The organism is Streptomyces galbus (assembly GCF_005280195.1).
Classification (GTDB): domain Bacteria; phylum Actinomycetota; class Actinomycetes; order Streptomycetales; family Streptomycetaceae; genus Streptomyces; species Streptomyces galbus.
Genome location: NZ_SZPR01000017.1, coordinates 75,612 through 95,662, shown reverse-complemented (window position 1 = coordinate 95,662; position 20,051 = coordinate 75,612). Strand labels below are relative to the sequence as shown.

Here is a 20,051-nt window from a genome sequence, read left to right as displayed (position 1 = left end):
GCCGCCTTGATGAGGTAGGGAAACCTGTAACAGCTGATCAAGGTGAGGCGTCTGGATCGGATGGTCCTCGCGCCTTGGGGTCCTGGGCTCCTCTGCCTCGTGGTGTAGAACCTGGTCATGGGGAGTGAGCGGCAGGATCGAATGAAGGCGCTCGGGACGCGTCTTCGCGGGCTTCGTACCGAGGCTGGTCTGACTGGTGCCACGCTGGCGCAGCTGGCGGGAGTTGGCCAGCCGACCGTGTCGAAGGTGGAGACGGGCCGGATGGTCCCCAGTGTTGACGTCTTGGGTCGTCTGTCCCGCGCAGCTGATGACAGTCCCGCAGATCCTCGATGAGTTGGGCGGGCGGCGTACGTTCTACCGCTGGCGCGAGCTTGGGATGGGGCCCACAGCCTTCAAGCTGCCGAATGGAGAATTGCGCGTTTGGCGGAGCGACTTCACCACGTGGTTGCGGCAGTTGGAGGCGGCGGCATGAAGTCACTCGACGTTAAGGTGTGGGGCGTCCGCAAGAGGAACACTAAGAAGTCGTCCTATGACGTCCGGTGGACTGTTGCCGGAAACGTCTTCTCCGAACAGTTCCGCACCAAGGGCCTTGCGGATCACTACCGGTCGAAACTTCTCCAGGCCGCGCATGCTGGCGAAGAGTTCGACAGGGGACGGGCCTGCCAGATTCGATGGTCGAGAAGGCGGCCTCCATGACCTGGTACGCCTTCGCCCTCAAGTACTTGGCCATGAAGTGGCCGCATGCGGCGCCGAACACGCGTAACGGGATCAATGAGTCCCTGACCGCCGTGACGATGGCCCTTCTCGATGAACGTCCGGGACAGCCGCCCGAGGACCTGATCAGGAGGGCGCTGCGCAACTGGGCTTTTGTCCTTCCCGGACCGGACGAGCGCGACTTGCCGCCCGACGTCGCCAACGCCTTGCACTGGGTGGCCAAAGCATCGCGTCCGCTCTCGGACCTCGGGGACGCTGCGATCGGCAGGGCGGTCCTGGACTCCCTCAGGCTGAAGCTTGATGGGACGGCGGCCGCTGCGGAAACCGTCCGGCGCAAGCGGCGGACGCTCGTCAACGCGCTGCACTATGCAGTCGACCTCGGGGAGTTTGAAGAGAATCCGATCGCGAGTATTCGTTGGAAGAAGCCGAAGGTGGTCGGGGAGGTTGACCCTCGGGTGGTCGCCAATCCGGCGCAGGCCCGTTCTCTGCTGACGGCGGTCTCCTACGTCGGTGGGTACGGCCGGGCGCGTGGCCGCCGGCTCGTCGGCCTGTTCGCCTGCATGTATTACGGCGCCTTGCGTCCGGCTGAGGCAGTCGGCCTCACGAATGCGGACCTGAAGCTGCCCGAGACTGGCTGGGGAACACTGCTGCTGAACCGAACGCGCCCCAGCGTCGGGAAGCAGTGGACCGATTCCGGCGAGACCCACGACGACCGAGGCCTCAAGAACCGCCCGGCGGAAGAGGTTCGGCTCGTCCCGGTTCCACCCCAGCTCGTCACCCTCCTACGGGAGCACCTCGACACGTTCGGCACTGCGGAGGACGGGCGACTGTTCACCAATGAGCGTGGGGGAGTGGTCGGTTCCTCGACGTATTACCGCGTGTGGCAGGAGGCCCGTGCGCTGGCGCTTCCGCCGGCTGCGGTCGCCTCACCGCTCGCTGCTCGCCCGTATGACCTTCGGCACTCGGCGCTGTCGACCTGGCTCAACTCCGGGGTGGATCCGACGGAGGTCGCCGAACGGGCGGGAAATAGCGTTGAGGTCCTGCTGAGCCGTTACGCCAAGTGCATCGATGGGCGGCAAGAGATCGCCAACCGCAAGATTGAAGATCTGCTGCGCGAGTACGAATGATCTCGCGCGTAGGCCGTTAGCCCTCCAGCCCGCTTGGGCCGGAGGGCTTCGCCGTGTCTCGGCCGTGTGCTGTCGGCCGTTAGTTGCTGGCTGCACCTGACGGGGCGTATTTCGTCCCGCTGGCGGACGGTCGCCCCAGGAATTGCGTCCGGTTCGCGCTCTACGCCAAGACTGCCGGGCTGGCGACCCTCACGGTATGGGCGTCTTACAGGAAAAACCGCGGCGATTAGGCGGCGGGCAAACTCGCTGCCCCCATTGCGGGCTGTTACAGGACCGAGTGGCGACGCTCGAACAGGACTGGGTGCTACTGGAGCCGGACATGCACCCGCTGGCTCACACAGTCCCGGCGGAGCACCGGTGGATCGAGCTGTCCGATGGCCGCGTGACGGTCTACGGGGTGTGTCCGCCGGATCAGTTCCAGCGGTGTCGGATCGAGCACCGCCTAGCCTGCCCGGCGCAGCCGCTGCCCGATCTGTGGCCGTGGCTGACGAGCCTGCGCGGGGAGAACGCGCGGCAGGCTGAGCGACGAGATGACCCTAAGCCCCCTTCACCTCCGGAGGAGTGGCCGGACGCCGGCTGAGCCCTACCTCGGAAATCGCGGGGCTGACTTGGGAAGATGCCTCAAGAACCTGTCCACGAATAGTCCACAGCCCCCGGCATATGGCCGCTCTGGGTGACATACGCCTGCACATACGCGAAGACCCCGGCCTCAGCGTTTCCGCTGGTGACGGGGTCTTTGGGCACCTGAATCAAGGTGCCCCCGGCAGGATTCGAACCTGCGCACACGGCTCCGGAGGCCGTTGCTCTATCCCCTGAGCTACGGGGGCGTGTCGGTGTGGAGCTTGTTGCTCGCGGCGACGGGTAGAACACTACCAGCTCCGCCGGGGTGGTCATGAACCACTTTTCGTGGAGGCGGGTGCGTCTGCGGGCCCTCGGCCTGCCGCTCTTGGCTCCCGGCTCGGAGAACGGCGCCCGCCCCCACGGCCCACGCCCCCGCGCACCCCCTCCCATCCCCCTCACGAGGCAGAAGTCAGGAAAACCCGGACGCGGTGGCCGGTGTCGACCTACTCTCGAGTTGTGCCAGGCGCGTCGGGGCGGGTTCTCGTTGTGGACGACAACAAGGTCATCCGCCAGCTGATCAGGGTCAATCTCGAGCTCGAGGGGCTCGAGGTCGTGACCGCGGCCGATGGTGCCGAATGTCTGGAAGTCGTTCATCAGGTCCGGCCCGACCTCGTCACCCTCGACGTCGTGATGCCCCGGCTCGACGGGCTCAGCACCGCCGCCCGGCTCCGTGCCGACCCCCTCACCCGCGACCTTCCCCTCGCCATCGTCAGCGCCTGCACCCAGTACGAGCTCGACGCCGGCCTCGAAGTCGGCGTCGACGCCTTCCTCGCCAAGCCCTTCGAGCCCGCCGAGCTCGTCTCCCTCGTCCGCCGGTTGTTGGAGCGCACGCCCGTCGAGGGCAGTAGCGCCGTCCGGCCCGGTGATGTCACCCGCGGCAGCGCCGCCGGTGACGATCCCAGTACCGCCTCTGCATCCAGCACCACCCCCAGCCAGGCCGGCAGCTAGGTCCGCCCGTCCCCGCTCCGAGCCGATCGCCAGCCAGCCAGGTCGCCCGGCTCCGCCCCATCACCCCGTCCCACATCCCGGGACCTCCCTCAAACCGGCTCGCCTTGCCACCCCCCTCCTCCCCTACCCTTGTCCCGTGACCCCCGTCGAGCTCTCCCGCACCGTGCTGCACGCCGTCCGGCGTGCCGTCGACGCCGGGGACCTCGCCGTGGATCTGCACGGGCTCCCCGACCTCCCGCGGCGCGTCTCCGTCGCTCCCCCCAGGCCCGGCGGTCACGGCGACTACGCCACCAACGTCGCCCTCCAGCTCGCCCGGCCCGCCGGGCAGCCCCCGCTGCGCGTCGCCGAAGTGCTCCGGCCCCACCTCGTCCACGCCGCCGGCATCCGTGACGTCGAGATCACCGGCCCCGGCTTCCTCAACATCCGACTCGACCGCGGCACCGGCTCCGGCCTCGTGCAGCGCGTGCTGGAGGAAGGGCCGCGATACGGGTACTCCGACCTCCTCGCCGGGCGCGTCTTCGTCGTCCGCGTCTCCTACGACGTACGCGCCGAAGTCCTCGCCGACTGTCTCTCCCGCATCGTCGCCTCGCAGGGCGGCCGGGTCGAAGTCCAGCACGAGGAGTTCCGTACGGCTCCAACGGCGCCCACGTCGGCGCGACCGCTGCCCGTCAGCGACGGGAGCCTGGTCCTCCGTCCCCTCCCCGCCCCGGAGGACCCCACCCCCCTCGGCCCCGACGCCGCTCGCTGGGCCCTGTTGCACCCCGCCCCCCATGACCGGCCCCGCATCAGCGCCGACCACCTCGTGCAGCGCGAGAGCAACCCCCTCTTCCGGGTGCGGTACGCCCACGCCCGCACCCGCGCCGTCCACCGCAACGCCGCCGACCTCGGCTTCACACCCCAGCCCCCCGCCGACGCGGACCTCGGCCTCGCACCCAAGCCGACGGCCGCTGACCTCGACCTCGCACCCCAGCCCCCCGCCAGCGCCGCCGACCTCGGCTCCCCACCCCACCCCACCCCCGCCCCCGACCTCGACACTCCGCCAGGCCCGGCCGAGGCCGCCCTCCTCCGCCTCCTCGCCGACCACCCCCGCCTCCTCTCCTCCGTGGTCCCCGCGGATGCGACCCGTCCCGACCCCGGCACCCCCTCCCGCCTCACCCGGCACCTCGTCACCCTCGCCGACGCCGTGATCCCCTTCCTGCCCACCGTGCTGCCCCGCGGTGCGGAGAAACCCTCGGCCGCCCACCGTGCCCGGCTCGCGCTCGCCGACGCCGCCGGGACGGTGCTGGCCGGCGGCCTGTCCCTGCTCGGCATCGACGCCCCCGACCACCTCTGAGCCATGCGAACGGGAACAGCCACCCCGGCCGGTCACCGACGCCACCAGGACCAGCCCGGCCGACCCGGCCGACACAGTCCCCCGGCCGACGCGACCGACCCGGTCACCCAAGCCGACGCGACCACCCCGGTCACCCGGACCGACGCGACCGACCAGGTCACCCAATCCAGCGCCACCGACCCGGTCACCCCGGCCCCCAAGACCACCCCGGCCACCCCGGTCACCCCCGCCGAAACGACCGACGACCCGGCCCCCACCCCCGCCGCCACCCGCCAGAGCACACAGAGAGCCCCACAGCCGTCATGAGCCGTTCCGCACACCCCGCCGGGCCCCGTCACGCCGACGTCCTCCCCGAGGGGCACTACGCCGCGCCGCCCGCCGACCTCAATGCCCTCGACCCCAAGGTGTGGTCGCAGACCGTCCGCCGGGACGACGACGGTGTCCTCACCGTCGGCGGGATTCCCGCCACCCGGCTCGCGGAGGAGTTCGGCACGCCGGCGTACGTCCTCGACGAGGACGACTTCCGGGCCCGCGCCCGCGCCTGGCGCACCGCCTTCGGGTCCGGTGCCGACGTCTTCTACGCCGGCAAGGCGTTCCTGTCCCGGGCCGTCGTGCGGTGGCTGGACGAGGAGGGGCTGAACCTCGACGTCTGCTCCGGCGGCGAGCTGGCCACCGCGCTGTCCGCCGGGATGCCCGCCGAGCGGATCGCCTTCCACGGCAACAACAAGTCGCCCGAGGAGATCCGCCGGGCCGTCGCCGCCGGTGTCGGGCGGATCGTCCTCGACTCCTTCCAGGAGATCGTGCGGGTCGCCCACATCGCGCAGGAGCTGGGCACCCGGCAGCGGGTGCAGATCCGGGTCACCGTCGGCGTCGAGGCGCACACGCACGAGTTCATCGCCACCGCGCACGAGGACCAGAAGTTCGGCATCCCGCTGGCCGGCGGGCAGGCCGCCGAGGCCGTCCGGCGGGCCCTGAAGCTCGACGGGCTGGAGCTGATCGGGCTGCACTCGCACATCGGGTCGCAGATCTTCGACATGTCCGGCTTCGAGGTCGCCGCGCACCGCGTGGTCGGGCTGCTGAAGGACATCCGCGACGAACACGGCGTCGAGCTGCCGGAGATCGACCTGGGCGGCGGGCTCGGCATCGCCTACACCAGCGACGACGACCCGCGCGAGCCGCACGAGATCGCCAAGGCGCTCACCGAGATCGTCGGCCGCGAGTGCGAGGCCGCCCGGCTGACCACCCCGCGGATCTCCGTCGAGCCGGGGCGGGCCATCGTCGGGCCGACCGCCTTCACGCTGTACGAGGTCGGCACGGTCAAGCCGCTCCAGGGGCTGCGCACCTACGTCTCCGTCGACGGCGGCATGTCCGACAACATCCGCACCGCGCTCTACGACGCCGAGTACACCGTCGCCCTGGTGTCGCGGACCAGTGACGCCGAGCCGATGCTCAGCCGGGTCGTCGGCAAGCACTGCGAGAGCGGCGACATCGTCGTGCGGGACGCGTTCCTGCCCGCGGACCTGGCACCGGGTGACCTCATCGCCGTACCGGCGACGGGGGCGTACTGCCGGTCCATGGCGAGCAACTACAACCACGTGCTGCGGCCGCCCGTCGTCGCCGTGCGCGACGGCGAGGCCCGCGTCATCGTCCGCCGGGAGACCGAGGAGGACCTGCTGCGTCTCGACGTCGGCTGACCCCGAGCGCCCCGGAACGGAGGGGCGCGGGAACCGCGGGGCGCGGCTGGAAGATCTCCTGTGCGCCGCCCTGCGAAAATGAAATAGATGTCTCACGATCCGGACCAGGGGCAGGAACTCCGGTCCGGTGAGTGAGACTGGACCCACCGTAGACGGTAAGAGGAAACGAGGTCGGATGATGCGTACGCGTCCGCTGAAGGTGGCGCTGCTGGGCTGTGGAGTGGTCGGCTCAGAGGTGGCGCGCATCATGACGACGCACGCCGACGACCTCGCCGCGCGCATCGGGGCCCCCGTGGAGCTGGCCGGCGTCGCCGTCCGGCGGCCCGACCGGGTGCGTGCGGGCATCGACCCCGCCCTGGTCACCACCGACGCGACCGCGCTCGTCAAACGCGGCGACATCGACGTGGTCGTCGAGGTCATCGGCGGCATCGAGCCGGCCCGCTCCCTGATCACCGCCGCCTTCGCGCACGGCGCCTCCGTCGTGTCCGCCAACAAGGCGCTGCTCGCCCAGGACGGCGCCGCCCTGCACGCCGCCGCCGAGGAGCACGGCCGGGACCTCTACTACGAGGCCGCCGTCGCCGGCGCCATCCCGCTGATCCGCCCGCTGCGCGAGTCCCTCGCCGGCGACAAGATCAACCGGGTGATGGGCATCGTCAACGGCACGACCAACTTCATCCTCGACAAGATGGACTCCACCGGCGCCGGCTACCAGGAGGCGCTCGACGAGGCCACCGCGCTCGGGTACGCCGAGGCCGACCCGACCGCCGACGTCGAGGGCTTCGACGCCGCGGCCAAGGCCGCCATCCTCGCCGGGATCGCCTTCCACACGCGCGTGCGCCTCGACGACGTGCACCGCGAGGGCATGACCGAGGTCACCGCCGCCGACTTCGCCTCCGCCAAGGCGATGGGCTGCACCATCAAGCTGCTCGCGATCTGCGAGCGGGCCGAGGACGGCGCCTCCGTCACCGCACGGGTGCACCCCGCGATGATCCCGCTGACCCACCCGCTCGCCTCCGTGCGCGGCGCCTACAACGCGGTGTTCGTCGAGTCGGACGCCGCCGGTCAGCTCATGTTCTACGGCCCCGGCGCCGGCGGTGCGCCGACCGCCTCGGCCGTGCTCGGCGACCTGGTCGCCGTCTGCCGCAACCGGCTCGACGGGTCCACCGGGCCCGGCGAGTCGGCGTACGCCGCGCTGCCCGTCTCGCCGATGGGCGAGGTCGTCACGCGGTACCACATCAGCCTCGACGTGGCGGACAAGCCGGGCGTCCTCGCCCAGGTCGCGACCGTCTTCGCCGAGCACGGAGTGTCCATCGACACGGTGCGGCAGCAAGGTCGGCCGGACTCCGACGGCGAGGCCTCCCTCGTCGTCGTCACCCACCGGGCCTCCGACGCCGCCCTCGGTGGGACCGTCGAGGCGCTGCGCAAGCTCGACACCGTGCGGGGCGTCGCCAGCATCATGCGGGTTGAAGGAGAGTAACCAGCAATGACCCACCAGTGGCGCGGAATCATCGAGGAGTACCGGGACCGGCTGCCGGTATCGGACACCACGCCGGTCGTGACGCTCCGCGAGGGCGGTACGCCGCTCGTGCCCGCGCAGGTGCTCTCCGAGCGCACCGGCTGCGAGGTGCACCTCAAGGTCGAGGGCGCGAACCCGACCGGGTCCTTCAAGGACCGGGGCATGACCATGGCCATCTCGCGGGCCAAGGAGGAGGGCGCGAAGGCGGTGATCTGCGCGTCCACCGGCAACACCTCCGCGAGCGCCGCCGCCTACGCCGTACGCGCGGGCATGGTGTCCGCCGTGCTGGTGCCGCAGGGCAAGATCGCGCTCGGCAAGATGGGCCAGGCCCTCGTGCACGGCGCCAAGATCCTCCAGGTCGACGGCAACTTCGACGACTGCCTGACGCTCGCCCGCTCGCTGAGCGACAACTACCCCGTGGCGCTGGTCAATTCGGTCAACCCGGTGCGCATCGAGGGGCAGAAGACCGCCGCGTTCGAGATCGTGGACATGCTCGGGGACGCCCCCGACATCCACGTCCTGCCGGTCGGCAACGCGGGCAACATCACCGCGTACTGGAAGGGCTACCAGGAGTACGCCGCCGACGGCGTCGCCGCCCGCAAGCCCCGGATGTGGGGCTTCCAGGCGTCCGGCAGCGCCCCGATCGTGCGCGGCGAGGTCGTGAAGGACCCGTCGACCATCGCCACCGCGATCCGCATCGGCAACCCGGCGTCGTGGAAGTTCGCGCTCGCCGCGCGCGACGAGTCCGGCGGCCTCATCGACGAGGTGACGGACCGTGAGATCCTGCGCGCCTACCGGCTGTTGGCCGCGCAGGAGGGCGTTTTCGTCGAGCCCGCCTCGGCGGCCTCGGTGGCCGGTCTGCTCAAGGCGGCCGAGCAGGGCAAGGTCGACCCGGGCCAGCGGATCGTGTGCACCGTCACCGGCAACGGCCTGAAGGACCCCGACTGGGCCGTCGCCGGCGCGCCGCAGCCGGTCACCGTCCCGGTCGACGCGGCCACCGCGGCGGAGCGCCTCGGACTCGCGTAGCACCCGCGCAGGTCCCGCCCGCCCGGGCCACACCCGGGCGGGCGGCACCGGACGCGTCAACCGCGCCCGACGGGGAACGTTCCCCTGCACAGGGGCACGGGGGGCTTGCGACACGCATCGTGCGCCTCCTGTGCGCCCTATGTCGCCGCAGAACCTTCCTTCGATAGGCTGTAGCGAACCCGCCCGCCGCATATGCCCCGCTCGCATGTGCCGCAGCGCAGCTGTTCCCGGACAGCGCCGCTCCGGCGGCCCAGGGTCTTCGTACGTCATCGAATGTCCAGCGAAGTCATTCGACTGTCATTCGACAGTTCCGCAGCTCAAGGAGAGTCAACGAGCGATGGCCGGTCCAGCGTTCCGCGCCGCCGCCGTCCGGGTGCGCGTCCCCGCCACCAGCGCCAACCTCGGCCCGGGCTTCGACGCCCTCGGCCTCGCGCTGGGGCTGTACGACGACGTGGTCGTCCGGGTGGCCGACTCCGGGCTGCACATCGACATCGCGGGGGAGGGCAGCGCCACGCTGCCGCGCGACGAGAGCCACCTGCTCGTCCGCTCCCTGCGCACCGCCTTCGAGATCCTGGGCGGCCAGCCGCGCGGCCTGGAGATCGTCTGCGCCAACCGCATCCCGCACGGCCGCGGCCTCGGCTCGTCCTCCGCCGCCATCTGCGCGGGCATCGTCGCCGCGCGCGCGGTGACGATAGGCGGCGAGTCCCGGCTCGACGACACGGCGCTGCTCGAACTCGCCACCGAGATCGAGGGCCACCCCGACAACGTCGCGGCGTGTCTCCTGGGCGGCTTCGCCCTGTCCTGGATGGAGGCCGGCGCCGCGCGGGCGATCAGGATGGAGCCCTCCGATTCCATCGTTCCGGTGGTTTTCGTGCCCGGGAAGCCGGTCCTGACCGAGACCGCGCGCGGACTGCTCCCGCGCACCGTCCCGCATGTGGACGCCGCCACCAACGCGGGCCGTGCCGCCCTGCTCGTCGAGGCCCTGACCCGGCGCCCCGAGCTGCTGCTGCCCGCCACCGAGGACCGTCTGCACCAGGAGTACCGCGCACCGGCCATGCCGGAGAGCGCGGCGCTGGTGGAGCGGCTGCGCGCCGACGGGGTCCCCGCGGTGATCTCCGGCGCCGGACCCACCGTGATGGCGCTGGCCGACGCGGACTCGGCCGACAAGGTCGAGGCGCTGGCCGGTGCGGACTGGGCCGCCAACCGGCTGAGTCTGGATCTGCACGGGGCGAGCGTGCTGCCGCTCGCGCCCTCCGGCGACATGTGACGCACGGTTGCCGGATTTCGAGAGGGGGAATGTTTGTTGGATCCGGTAGTGTTAATCTCAAGTCTGCACCCGACCTCACCATGGCGAGGTGCCTCGTGTCCCCGTCCGGGACAGACATTCTTCCGGGAGCTCCCCAAGCCGCGCTGCGTTCCGTACGTCGTACCTGGGCAGTACGCCGTACACCGGCGCTGAGCGGCCTTCAGGTGGGGCTACCCCCGCTGGGGGAGTTCCGGAATCGGTGCGACCACGCCACGTGACCCCGGCACCGGGTGCCACGGCTCGAGGAAGCGCCATCACCAGATATCTCTTCCGCCGCTTTGGCGGACCACCGCCCCGGCTCCGTCCGCACAGCAAGGACCGGAACCGGACAGCACAACCGGTCGCCGAGCCAGACAGGCCGACGTCCGCTCCAGGGAAGGACCCTTCGTGAGCGACACCACCGATCTGATGGGCGCACGTGTCGAGGAGACCGCTGCCGCGCCCGCCACGGACGCCTCCGCGCCTGCCGCCGGTGCCGGCTCCCGGCGGCGCCGCGGTACCGGCCTCGAGGGCATGGTGCTGGCCGAGCTCCAGCAGGTCGCATCCGGCCTCGGCATCAGGGGCACCGCGCGGATGCGCAAGAGCCAGCTGATCGAGGTCATCAAGGAGGCGCAGGCCCAGTCGGGCGCCGCCGCGCCCAAGGCCGACGCCGCCGGTGAGACCAAGCCCAAGCGCCGCGCCACCTCCCGCACCCGTACGGGCGACGAGGCCGACAAGAAGGCGGACGCGAAGGCCGAGCAGGCCCCCGCCGACCAGGCCGCGGCCCAGCAGCAGATCGAGATCCCCGGCCAGCCCGCCGGGGGCAACGAGGCCCCGGCCGAGCGCCGGCGCCGCCGCGCCACCGCCGAGGCGGGCGCCCCGGGCGGCGCGCCCGAGACCGTCGCCGCCGAGGCCAAGAGCGAGCCGAAGGCGGAGACGCCCGCCCAGCCGCAGTCCCCGCAGGGTCAGCAGGGCCAGTCGCAGCAGGCGCAGGGCGACGCCGGTGACGGCGAGGGCCGCCGCCGCGACCGCCGTGAACGCGGCCGTGACCGTGACCGCCGTGGCAAGGGCGACGACCAGCAGAACCAGGGCGGCGGTGGCCAGCAGCGCCAGCAGCAGGGACAGGGCGGCCAGCAGCAGGGCGGCGGCCGCCAGGACAGCCGGCAGGACAACCGCCAGGACGACGGCTACGACGACGAGGCGGGCGGCCGGCGCGGCCGGCGCGGGCGCTACCGCGACCGCCGGGGCCGCCGGGGCCGTGACGACATCGCCCCGGAGCCGCAGATCACCGAGGACGACGTCCTGATCCCGGTCGCGGGCATCCTGGACATCCTCGACAACTACGCGTTCATCCGGACCTCCGGCTACCTGCCCGGCCCGAACGACGTGTACGTCTCCCTCGCCCAGGTCCGCAAGAACGGCCTGCGCAAGGGCGACCACATCACCGGCGCGGTCCGCCAGCCCAAGGAGGGCGAGCGCCGGGAGAAGTTCAACGCGCTGGTCCGCCTGGACTCCGTCAACGGCATGGCGCCCGAACACGGCCGCGGCCGCCCGGAGTTCAACAAGCTCACCCCGCTGTATCCGCAGGACCGCCTCCGCCTGGAGACGGACCCGGGCGTGCTGACGACCCGGATCATCGACCTCGTGTCGCCGATCGGCAAGGGCCAGCGCGGTCTGATCGTGGCCCCGCCGAAGACCGGCAAGACCATGATCATGCAGGCGATCGCCAACGCGATCACGCACAACAACCCCGAGTGCCACCTGATGGTCGTCCTGGTCGACGAGCGTCCGGAAGAGGTCACCGACATGCAGCGGTCGGTCAAGGGCGAGGTCATCTCCTCGACCTTCGACCGCCCGGCCGAGGACCACACCACGGTCGCCGAGCTGGCCATCGAGCGCGCCAAGCGCCTGGTGGAGCTGGGCCACGACGTGGTCGTGCTGCTCGACTCGATCACCCGCCTGGGCCGCGCCTACAACCTGGCCGCCCCGGCCTCCGGCCGCATCCTGTCCGGTGGTGTCGACTCCACGGCCCTGTACCCGCCGAAGCGCTTCTTCGGTGCGGCCCGCAACATCGAGGACGGCGGCTCGCTGACCATCCTCGCCACCGCGCTGGTGGACACCGGGTCCCGCATGGACGAGGTGATCTTCGAGGAGTTCAAGGGCACCGGCAACGCGGAGCTCAAGCTCGACCGGAAGCTCGCCGACAAGCGCATCTTCCCGGCGGTGGACGTCGACGCGTCCGGTACCCGCAAGGAAGAGATCCTGCTCGCCCCCGACGAGCTCGCCATCGTCTGGAAGCTGCGCCGGGTGCTGCACGCCCTCGACCAGCAGCAGGCGGTCGAGCTGCTCCTCGACAAGATGAAGCAGACCAAGTCGAACGCCGAGTTCCTGATGCAGATCCAGAAGACGACGCCCACCCCGGGCAACGGCGACTAGTCCCCGCCGACGTCGTACGGGCCGTCCCCCTTTCGAGGGGGGCGGCCCTTCTGCATGTGCACGACCACGGTACGATCGCGCTCTTCGGTCGCACGTTCGATCGCTGAACCCAGAACATCACATCCCGAGGGGGGACTTGTGGGCACACCCACGTCCGGGGGGCGGCGTCACAGACGCCGTACGCGGATCGCCCTGCCCGTGGTCGCGGTCGGCTTCGCCGCCGCCGTCGCCGGGGCCCTGCTGACGTCGTCCGCGCAGGCGGCGCAGCCGCTGCCGAAGCCGACGGTCGGCGCACCGCCCCAGGCCGAGCTGCAGAAGCGGCTGGCGATCGCCGTCGCCGGTGACGACGTCGCCGGGCGGACGACGAAGCAGACCCAGAGCGCCGGCAGCCGTACGGCCACCGTGGACCCCAAGATCATCGGCGGCACCACCACGACCGTGACCTCGGCGCCCTGGATGGCCCAGCTCTGGTACGGCGACGACCGCGGCACCGCCACCACGAGCGACGACATCGGCTTCTTCTGCGGCGGGGCCGTCGTGTCGCCGACGAAGATCCTCACCGCGGCCCACTGCGTCAAGGGCTACGACTGGCGGGCCCACGGCCTCGTCATCACCGGCACCGCGCAACTGCCGGACGTCGACGCCGACGGCCGGATCACCGACGCCCACGGCGGCACCCTCAGCGGTGCCTGGCGCCAGTGGAACCACCCCTCGTACAACCCGGTGACCGTCAACAACGACATCGCCGTGCTCACGCTGCCGAACCCGGTGCGGGCCACGCCCATCCGGATGACGACCGCGGGCGACACCACGTCCTACAAGGCCGGCACCAGCGCCCGGCTCTACGGCTGGGGCCGCACATCCTCGGCCACGCAGGACATCTCCGAGACGCTGAAGACGGCCACGCTGCCCATCCAGGCCGACTCCACCTGCGCCTCGTACTACGGCGCCGACTTCATCAAGACCCACATGGTGTGCGCGGGCAAGCCCGCCACGGGCAGCGACACGGGGACCACCTCCGCCTGCAACGGCGACTCCGGCGGCCCGCTCGTGGTCGGCGGACGCATCGTCGGCGTCGTCTCCTGGGGCGTGAAGGACTGCGTGGAGGCCGGCGCGTACAGCGTCTTCTCGAAGGTCACCAGCTACGTCGGCGCGGTCTACCCGCGCCTGGACGACACCAACGTCAGCGGTGACTCCTACGCCGACCTCTTCGCCCGCAACGCCTCCACGAAGACCCTCTACGAGATCCCCTCCAAGGGCACCGCGCTCCTGCCGCGCCGCTCCTGGGGGAGCTGGAGCGGCTACAACGTCCTCCTGCAGACCGACCTCGACCGCGACGGCTACCAGGACCTGATCGTGCGCCGCGCCTCGGACGGGGACGTCTACTGGAAGCACTACGTGCCCGCCAGCGGCACCTGGGCGAACAAGCTGGTCGGCGACAACTGGAAGACCCGCCTCGGCATCGTCGCCCCCGGTGACGTCACCGGCGACTACCTGCCCGACCTGCTGTCCGTCGACTCCGCGGGTGCCCTGTGGATCTACCCGGGCAAGGGCAACGGCAGCTTCGGGACCCGGGTGAAGGCCGGGACCGGCTGGAACCGGTACAACGTCGTGCGCGGCCACGGCGACTTCAACGGGGACGGCCGGGCCGACCTGATCGCCCGCGACCGGTCGACGGGCGCCGTCTACCTCTTCCGGGGCCGGGGCGTGCTCGGCTCCAGCGCCTTCGCGTCCGGACTGAAGGTCGCGACCTGGAGCAACACGACGTACAACGCCCTCGCGACGATCGGCGACGTGAACGCGGACGGCAAGGCCGACCTGCTGGCCCGCACGCCCGGCGGCACGCTGTACCTGTACCGGGGCACCGGCGCCAACACGAGTGCGAGCTTCGCCACAAGGATCTCCCTCGGCACCAGCTTCAAGCAGTACGACCTCCTCGGCTGACCCCGCAGGTGAGCCGGGCGCGCCCCGCCCCACCGGTCACCCGCCGTGCCCGTCCTGTCACCAGGGCGGGCACGGTCCGTTGTGCAACCCTTTCCCCGGTTTCCCCGTCTGACGGACGGGGTGACGATGGAGCGGTACGGGCCCGTACGACGGACGGCACCAGGCCTGATCCCGACCGCAGGGGGTATCCGACCGCGCACCGAAGAACCGAGGAGCACATGTCCGCCGAGAGCACGCCGGAGCCCGGCATACCGGGTGGAACCGGCCCCACCGGTCCCCGCAACCGCGGCCAGGGCCGCCGCCGCAAGGCCCGCGCCCGACGCCGGGGGCTGATGATCGCGGCGTGGACCGCCGCGGGCGTCGTCGTCCTCGGCGGCACGGGCCTCGGCTACGTGTACTTCAAGCTCAACGGCAACCTCAAGAGCGTCGACATCGACCAGGCCCTCGGCACCGACCGGCCCATCAAGGCCGACAACGGCAGCGAGAACATCCTGGTCCTCGGCTCCGACACCCGCTCCGGCAGCAACAAGAAGCTCGGCGGCGGCGCGGACGACGGCAGCGCCCGCTCCGACACGGCGATGATCGTCCACGTGTACAAGGGCCACAAGAGGGCGAGCGTGGTGTCCGTCCCGCGCGACACGCTGATCAACCGTCCCGCCTGCACCGACCCCAAGGGCGTCACCCACGACGCCGCCCGCGACGTCATGTTCAACTCGGCGTACTCCACGGGCGGCGCCGCCTGCGCGGTGAAGACCGTCGAGTCCCTCACCGGCGTGCGCATGGACCACTACCTCGAGGTCGACTTCTCCGGCTTCCAGAAGCTCGTCGACCAGCTCGGCGGGGTCCGGATCACCACCACCAAGAACATCGACGACCCCGACAGCCACCTGCGCCTGAAGGCCGGCACCCACACCCTCGACGGCCGGCAGGCCCTCGGCCTGGTCCGCACCCGGCACGGCGTGGGCGACGGCTCCGACCTCGGCCGCATCCAGCTCCAGCAGGCGTTCGTGAAGGCGCTGATCGACCAGGTCGAGCACGTCGGCCTGCTCGGCAACCCGAAGAAGCTGCTGGACCTCGCCGACACCGCGACGAAGACCGTGACGACCGACTCCCACCTCGGCTCGGTCAACTCCCTGATGTCCTTCGCGGACGGCCTGAAGGGCATCGGCGCGTCCGGCATGACCATGGTCACCATGCCGGTCCAGTACGACCCCGCGAACCCCAACCGCGTCCTGATCGAGCAATCCAAGGCCCGCCTGGTCTGGAACGCGCTCAAGACGGACACGGCGATCCCGAAGGCGGCGACGACGGGGACGGCGACGGGTGAGGCGGCGGGTGTGGTGGCGGCCTCGTAGCCGTCCGCGGGCGCGTCGTGGCCGTTCGCGCAGTTCCCCGCGCCCCTGGGGCAAGCTGCGGCTGACCCACCTCGAGGGGCGCGGGGAACTGCGCGACGAGCCACAGCGCACCCGCACCCGCCCGCGGCGACAGGGCGCCACCCCCGTGGGCGGCACCCGGGAATAGAACACCCGCACCCCCGGTTTGGGAGGATGGCGCCAGTCCTGGCAGACTGGTACGTCGGTTCCGGTTCACGCCCCCGCACCCCGCGGCGGCGACCCGGCGCCCTCCCGATACCTAGGAGACACCTTGAAGCGCGACATCCACCCCGAGTACGTCGAGACGCAGGTCAGCTGCACCTGTGGCGCGTCGTTCACGACCCGCAGCACCATCGAGTCCGGCACCATCCGGGCCGAGGTCTGCTCCGAGTGCCACCCGTTCTACACGGGCAAGCAGAAGATCCTCGACACCGGTGGCCGTGTGGCCCGCTTCGAGGCCCGCTTCGGCAAGGCTGCCGCCGGCTCCAAGAAGTAGCGAGCCCCTCTTCGCCGGTCCACGGTCGCGCCCCCGCCCGGGGCGTGCCCGGGACCGGCGTTTTTGGTCGCCCGCACTTCCCCCACGTACGCAACAGGAGCCCAAGATGTTCGAGGCCGTCGAGGAACTGGTCACCGAGCACGCCGACCTGGAGAAGAAGCTCGCCGACCCGTCGGTCCACTCCGACCAGGCCAACGCGCGCAAGCTGAACAAGCGCTACGCCGAGCTCACCCCGATCGTCGCCACGTACCGCTCCTGGAAGCAGACCGGCGACGACATCGACACCGCGCGCGAACTGGGCGCCGACGACCCCGACTTCGCCGCCGAGGTCAAGGACCTGGAACAGCAGCGCGAGGAGCTGACGGAGAAGCTGCGTCTGCTGCTGGTCCCGCGCGACCCCAGCGACGACAAGGACGTCATCCTGGAGATCAAGGCGGGCGCCGGCGGTGACGAGTCCGCGCTGTTCGCCGGTGACCTGCTGCGCATGTACCTGCGCTACGCCGAGCGCGTCGGCTGGAAGACCGAGATCATCGACGCCACCGAGTCCGAGCTGGGCGGCTACAAGGACGTCCAGGTCGCCGTGAAGACCCGCGGCACGACCGAGCCCGGCCAGGGCGTGTGGGCCCGGCTGAAGTACGAGGGCGGGGTGCACCGCGTGCAGCGCGTGCCCGCCACCGAGTCGCAGGGCCGCATCCACACCTCCGCCGCCGGCGTGCTCGTCACGCCCGAGGCGGAGGAGGTCGACGTCGAGATCAACCCCAACGACCTGCGCATCGACGTCTACCGCTCGTCCGGCCCCGGCGGGCAGTCGGTGAACACCACCGACTCCGCCGTGCGCATCACGCACCTGCCGACCGGCGTCGTCGCCTCCTGCCAGAACGAGAAGAGCCAGCTCCAGAACAAGGAGCAGGCCCTGCGCATCCTGCGCTCCAGGCTGCTCGCCATGGCGCAGGAGGAGGCGGAGCGGGAGGCCGCCGACGCCCGCCGCAGCCAGGTCCGCACCGTCGACCGCTCCGAGAAGATCCGCACCTACAACTTCCCGGAGAACCGCATCTCGGACCACCGGGTCGGCTTCAAGGCGTACAACCTGGACCAGGTCCTGGACGGCGACCTCGACGCGGTGATCCAGGCGTGCGTCGACGCGGACTCGGCGGCGAAGCTGGCGGCCGCGTAGCCGCGCACCGGCGCAAACGACGTACCGAGGACGACACGGAGGACGCGCGTGCAGCAACCTTTTGGGGGGCGACCCCCGAGCCCCCGGAGCCTGCTGCTCGCTGAGGTGGCCCAGGCCACCCAGCGGCTGGCCGACGCCGGCGTGCCCTCGCCGCGCACCGACGCCGAGGAGCTCGCCGCGTTCGTGCACGGCGTCAAGCGCGGCGAGCTGCACCTGGTGAAGGACTCCGACTTCGACGCCCGCTACTGGGAGGTCATCGCCCGGCGCGAGCAGCGCGAGCCGCTGCAGCACATCACCGGACGGGCCTACTTCCGCTACCTGGAGCTCCAGGTCGGCCCCGGCGTCTTCGTGCCCCGCCCGGAGACCGAGTCCGTGGTCGGCTGGGCCATAGACGCGGTGCGCGCCATGGACGTCGTCGAGCCGTGCATCGTCGACCTGTGCACCGGCTCCGGCGCCATCGCGCTCGCCCTCGCCCAGGAGGTGCCCCGCTCGCGCGTGCACGCCGTGGAGCTGTCCGAGGACGCCCTGGTGTGGACCCGCAAGAACGTCGCCGGGTCGCGGGTCGACCTGCGCCAGGGCGACGCGCTGACCGCGTTCCCCGACCTCGACGGTCAGGTCGACCTGGTCATCTCCAACCCGCCGTACATCCCGCTCACCGAGTGGGAGTACGTGGCCATCGAGGCCCGCGACTACGACCCCGAGCTGGCGCTGTTCTCCGGCGAGGACGGCCTGGACCTGATCCGGGGCATCGAGCGCACCGCGCACCGGCTGCTGCGCCCCGGCGGTGTCGTCGTCATCGAGCACGCCGACACCCAGGGCGGCCAGGTGCCGTGGATCTTCACCGAGGAGCGGGGCTGGGCCGATGCGGCCGACCACCCCGACCTCAACAACCGGCCACGCTTCGCCACCGCCCGTAAGGCCCTGCCGTGACCACCCCCACCCCCTACCCGCAGTACGTGTACGAGGAGGCCCGCTAGATGGCTCGGCGATACGACACCAACGACGCGACCGACCGAGTGACCGGTCTGCGCGAGGCCGCGTCCGCCGTCCGCCGTGGCGAGCTCGTGGTCCTGCCGACCGACACGGTGTACGGCATCGGCGCGGACGCCTTCTCCAAGGAGGCCGTCGGCGACCTGCTGGAGGCCAAGGGCCGCGGCCGCAACATGCCCTCGCCCGTCCTCATCGGCTCCCCGAACACCCTGCACGGCCTGGTGACCGACTTCTCCGAGCTGGCCTGGGAGCTGGTGGACGCCTTCTGGCCGGGCGCCCTCACCCTGGTCGCCAGGCACCAGCCGTCCCTGCAGTGGGACCTCGGCGACACCCGGGGCACGGTGGCCGTGCGGATGCCGCTGCACCCGGTCGCCATCGAACTGCTCACCGAGGTCGGCCCGATGGCGGTCTCCTCCGCCAACCTGACCGGCTTCCCGGCGCCGGAGACCTGCGACGCCGCCCAGGAGATGCTCGGCGACTCCGTCTCCGTCTACCTCGACGGCGGGCCGACCCCGGGCAACGTGCCCTCGTCGATCGTCGACGTCACCCGCGAGGTGCCGCTGCTGCTGCGCGTGGGCGCGATCTCCGCCGAGGAGCTGCGGAAGGTGGTACCCGACCTCGAGGTGGCGAATTGACGGCCCCTGACGCGGGGCGTGGCATAGGCGACGGGGAGAGCGCGGCGGAGATCACGACGACCTTCGTGGGACTGCCGCGCGACAGTTTCCGCATCCTCCACGTCAGCACCGGCAACGTGTGCCGCTCACCCATCACCGAGCGGCTGACCCGGCATTACGTGAAGCAGCGGCTCGGCATCCTGGGCAGCGCGCTGGTCGTGGAGAGCGCCGGCACCTGGGGGCACGAGGGCGCGCCGATGGAGTCCCACGCCGAGCAGGTGCTGGCCGACTTCGGCGCGGACGCCTCCGGCTTCGTCGGGCGGGAACTGCTCGACGAGCACGTCATCCACGCCGACCTGGTGCTGACGGCCACCCGCGACCACCGCGCCCAGGTCATCTCGATGGGGCACTCGGCGGGGCTGCGCACCTTCACGCTGAAGGAGTTCACCCGGCTGGTGAAGGCCATCGACCCGGCCACCCTGCCGCCGCTGGAGGAGGGCGTGGTCCAGCGCGCCCGCGCCCTGGTCCGGGCCGCCGCCGCGCTGCGCGGCTGGCTGCTGGCGCCCACCGCCGAGGCGGACGAGGTGTACGACCCGTACGGGGCGCCCCTGACGTTCTTCCGTTCGATCGGCGACGAGATACACCAGGCGCTGGACCCGGTGGTGACGGCCCTGACCGGCGTCCCCGCCCGCACCGGCTGACGCCCGCGCGACTGACGCCCTCGTCCTGTGCGGGCTCCCCGGTCGCCGCAGCACCGGGG

General features: G+C 71.4%; 18 protein-coding genes, 1 tRNA gene and 1 pseudogene. 19 read left to right on the top strand and 1 reads right to left on the bottom strand.

The window, feature by feature from the left end; genetic code table 11:
• Positions 1–117: 117 nt before the first annotated feature.
• From E4U92_RS19935 to E4U92_RS36690, 4 genes and pseudogenes are all read left to right on the top strand, one after another.
• Positions 118–333 carry a helix-turn-helix domain-containing protein gene (locus tag E4U92_RS19935; RefSeq protein WP_338326447.1) on the top strand — a complete coding sequence of 72 codons (216 nt, stop codon included), beginning with the start codon at positions 118–120 and terminating at the stop codon, positions 331–333.
• Positions 308–472 (top strand): helix-turn-helix transcriptional regulator, encoded by a 165-nt coding sequence (locus tag E4U92_RS36695; RefSeq protein WP_137301796.1) that lies wholly within the window; start codon positions 308–310, stop codon positions 470–472. Before E4U92_RS19935 ends, E4U92_RS36695 begins: the two co-directional genes overlap by 26 nt.
• Positions 469–1,841 (top strand): annotated as a pseudogene (locus E4U92_RS19925) (tyrosine-type recombinase/integrase). The gene E4U92_RS36695 and the pseudogene E4U92_RS19925 overlap by 4 nt, the downstream one beginning before the upstream one ends.
• Positions 1,842–2,037: 196 nt before the next feature.
• On the top strand, positions 2,038–2,421 hold the full coding sequence (locus tag E4U92_RS36690) for a DUF6083 domain-containing protein (protein WP_137301795.1): 384 nt from the start codon (positions 2,038–2,040) through the stop codon (positions 2,419–2,421).
• 175 nt (positions 2,422–2,596) lie between these two features.
• On the opposite strand, the gene E4U92_RS19915 is transcribed toward E4U92_RS36690, so the two are convergent.
• Positions 2,597–2,668 (bottom strand) — tRNA-Arg (locus E4U92_RS19915).
• 229 nt (positions 2,669–2,897) lie between these two features.
• On the opposite strand from E4U92_RS19915, the gene E4U92_RS19910 reads away from it, so the two are divergent.
• The 15 genes from E4U92_RS19910 to E4U92_RS19840 all read left to right on the top strand — a co-directional run bounded on the left by E4U92_RS19910 (position 2,898) and on the right by E4U92_RS19840 (position 19,992).
• Complete coding sequence (locus E4U92_RS19910) at positions 2,898–3,410, top strand: response regulator (protein ID WP_373311569.1); 513 nt, start codon at positions 2,898–2,900, stop codon at positions 3,408–3,410.
• A gap of 136 nt (positions 3,411–3,546) precedes the next feature.
• The gene (gene nrtL / locus E4U92_RS19905) at positions 3,547–4,743 is read left to right on the top strand and encodes an ArgS-related anticodon-binding protein NrtL (RefSeq protein WP_137301794.1); all 1,197 of its coding nucleotides are present in this window, start codon (positions 3,547–3,549) and stop codon (positions 4,741–4,743) included.
• Between the two features lie 3 nt (positions 4,744–4,746).
• Complete coding sequence (locus E4U92_RS19900; RefSeq protein WP_137301793.1) at positions 4,747–5,049, top strand: hypothetical protein; 303 nt, start codon at positions 4,747–4,749, stop codon at positions 5,047–5,049.
• Complete coding sequence (gene lysA, locus E4U92_RS19895) at positions 5,046–6,437, top strand: diaminopimelate decarboxylase (RefSeq protein ID WP_137301792.1); 1,392 nt, start codon at positions 5,046–5,048, stop codon at positions 6,435–6,437. Before E4U92_RS19900 ends, lysA begins: the two co-directional genes overlap by 4 nt.
• Positions 6,438–6,615: 178 nt before the next feature.
• Positions 6,616–7,914: a homoserine dehydrogenase gene (locus E4U92_RS19890; RefSeq protein ID WP_137302004.1), complete on the top strand. Its 1,299-nt coding sequence runs from the start codon at positions 6,616–6,618 to the stop codon at positions 7,912–7,914.
• A gap of 6 nt (positions 7,915–7,920) precedes the next feature.
• Positions 7,921–8,979: a threonine synthase gene (gene thrC / locus E4U92_RS19885; RefSeq protein WP_067237117.1), complete on the top strand. Its 1,059-nt coding sequence runs from the start codon at positions 7,921–7,923 to the stop codon at positions 8,977–8,979.
• A gap of 337 nt (positions 8,980–9,316) precedes the next feature.
• Entirely contained in the window at positions 9,317–10,246 is a 930-nt protein-coding gene (gene thrB, locus E4U92_RS19880; RefSeq protein WP_137301791.1) for a homoserine kinase, read from the top strand.
• A 426-nt stretch (positions 10,247–10,672) separates the two neighbouring features.
• Positions 10,673–12,700 carry a transcription termination factor Rho gene (rho, locus tag E4U92_RS19875; protein WP_137301790.1) on the top strand — a complete coding sequence of 676 codons (2,028 nt, stop codon included), beginning with the start codon at positions 10,673–10,675 and terminating at the stop codon, positions 12,698–12,700.
• Between the two features lie 138 nt (positions 12,701–12,838).
• Positions 12,839–14,644 (top strand): trypsin-like serine protease, encoded by a 1,806-nt coding sequence (locus E4U92_RS19870; RefSeq protein ID WP_229862844.1) that lies wholly within the window; start codon positions 12,839–12,841, stop codon positions 14,642–14,644.
• Between the two features lie 218 nt (positions 14,645–14,862).
• Positions 14,863–15,999 (top strand): LCP family protein, encoded by a 1,137-nt coding sequence (locus E4U92_RS19865; protein ID WP_137301788.1) that lies wholly within the window; start codon positions 14,863–14,865, stop codon positions 15,997–15,999.
• Between the two features lie 289 nt (positions 16,000–16,288).
• Positions 16,289–16,513 (top strand): 50S ribosomal protein L31, encoded by a 225-nt coding sequence (gene rpmE / locus E4U92_RS19860; protein WP_019326867.1) that lies wholly within the window; start codon positions 16,289–16,291, stop codon positions 16,511–16,513.
• A gap of 106 nt (positions 16,514–16,619) precedes the next feature.
• A complete protein-coding gene (gene prfA, locus E4U92_RS19855) occupies positions 16,620–17,687 on the top strand; it encodes a peptide chain release factor 1 (protein ID WP_137301787.1) in 1,068 nt (355 codons plus the stop codon).
• A 90-nt stretch (positions 17,688–17,777) separates the two neighbouring features.
• Positions 17,778–18,617, top strand: a complete 840-nt coding sequence (gene prmC / locus E4U92_RS19850; RefSeq protein WP_137302003.1) for a peptide chain release factor N(5)-glutamine methyltransferase — start codon at positions 17,778–17,780, stop codon at positions 18,615–18,617.
• A 47-nt stretch (positions 18,618–18,664) separates the two neighbouring features.
• A complete protein-coding gene (locus E4U92_RS19845; RefSeq protein WP_137301786.1) occupies positions 18,665–19,312 on the top strand; it encodes an L-threonylcarbamoyladenylate synthase in 648 nt (215 codons plus the stop codon).
• Positions 19,309–19,992, top strand: a complete 684-nt coding sequence (locus E4U92_RS19840; protein WP_137301785.1) for an arsenate reductase/protein-tyrosine-phosphatase family protein — start codon at positions 19,309–19,311, stop codon at positions 19,990–19,992. The genes E4U92_RS19845 and E4U92_RS19840 overlap by 4 nt, the downstream gene beginning before the upstream one ends.
• Positions 19,993–20,051: the final 59 nt, after the last annotated feature.

Excerpts from the sequence above, each read along its gene's own strand:
- E4U92_RS19935 (WP_338326447.1), top strand. The coding sequence starts at position 118 with ATGGGGAGTGAGCGGCAGGATCGAATGAAGGCGCTCGGGACGCGTCTT.
- E4U92_RS36695 (WP_137301796.1), top strand. The coding sequence starts at position 308 with ATGACAGTCCCGCAGATCCTCGATGAGTTGGGCGGGCGGCGTACGTTC.
- E4U92_RS36690 (WP_137301795.1), top strand. The coding sequence starts at position 2,038 with ATGGGCGTCTTACAGGAAAAACCGCGGCGATTAGGCGGCGGGCAAACT.
- E4U92_RS19900 (WP_137301793.1), top strand. The coding sequence starts at position 4,747 with ATGCGAACGGGAACAGCCACCCCGGCCGGTCACCGACGCCACCAGGAC.
- lysA (WP_137301792.1), top strand. The coding sequence starts at position 5,046 with ATGAGCCGTTCCGCACACCCCGCCGGGCCCCGTCACGCCGACGTCCTC.
- E4U92_RS19890 (WP_137302004.1), top strand. The coding sequence starts at position 6,616 with ATGCGTACGCGTCCGCTGAAGGTGGCGCTGCTGGGCTGTGGAGTGGTC.
- thrC (WP_067237117.1), top strand. The coding sequence starts at position 7,921 with ATGACCCACCAGTGGCGCGGAATCATCGAGGAGTACCGGGACCGGCTG.
- thrB (WP_137301791.1), top strand. The coding sequence starts at position 9,317 with ATGGCCGGTCCAGCGTTCCGCGCCGCCGCCGTCCGGGTGCGCGTCCCC.
- E4U92_RS19865 (WP_137301788.1), top strand. The coding sequence starts at position 14,863 with ATGTCCGCCGAGAGCACGCCGGAGCCCGGCATACCGGGTGGAACCGGC.
- prfA (WP_137301787.1), top strand. The coding sequence starts at position 16,620 with ATGTTCGAGGCCGTCGAGGAACTGGTCACCGAGCACGCCGACCTGGAG.
- E4U92_RS19845 (WP_137301786.1), top strand. The coding sequence starts at position 18,665 with ATGGCTCGGCGATACGACACCAACGACGCGACCGACCGAGTGACCGGT.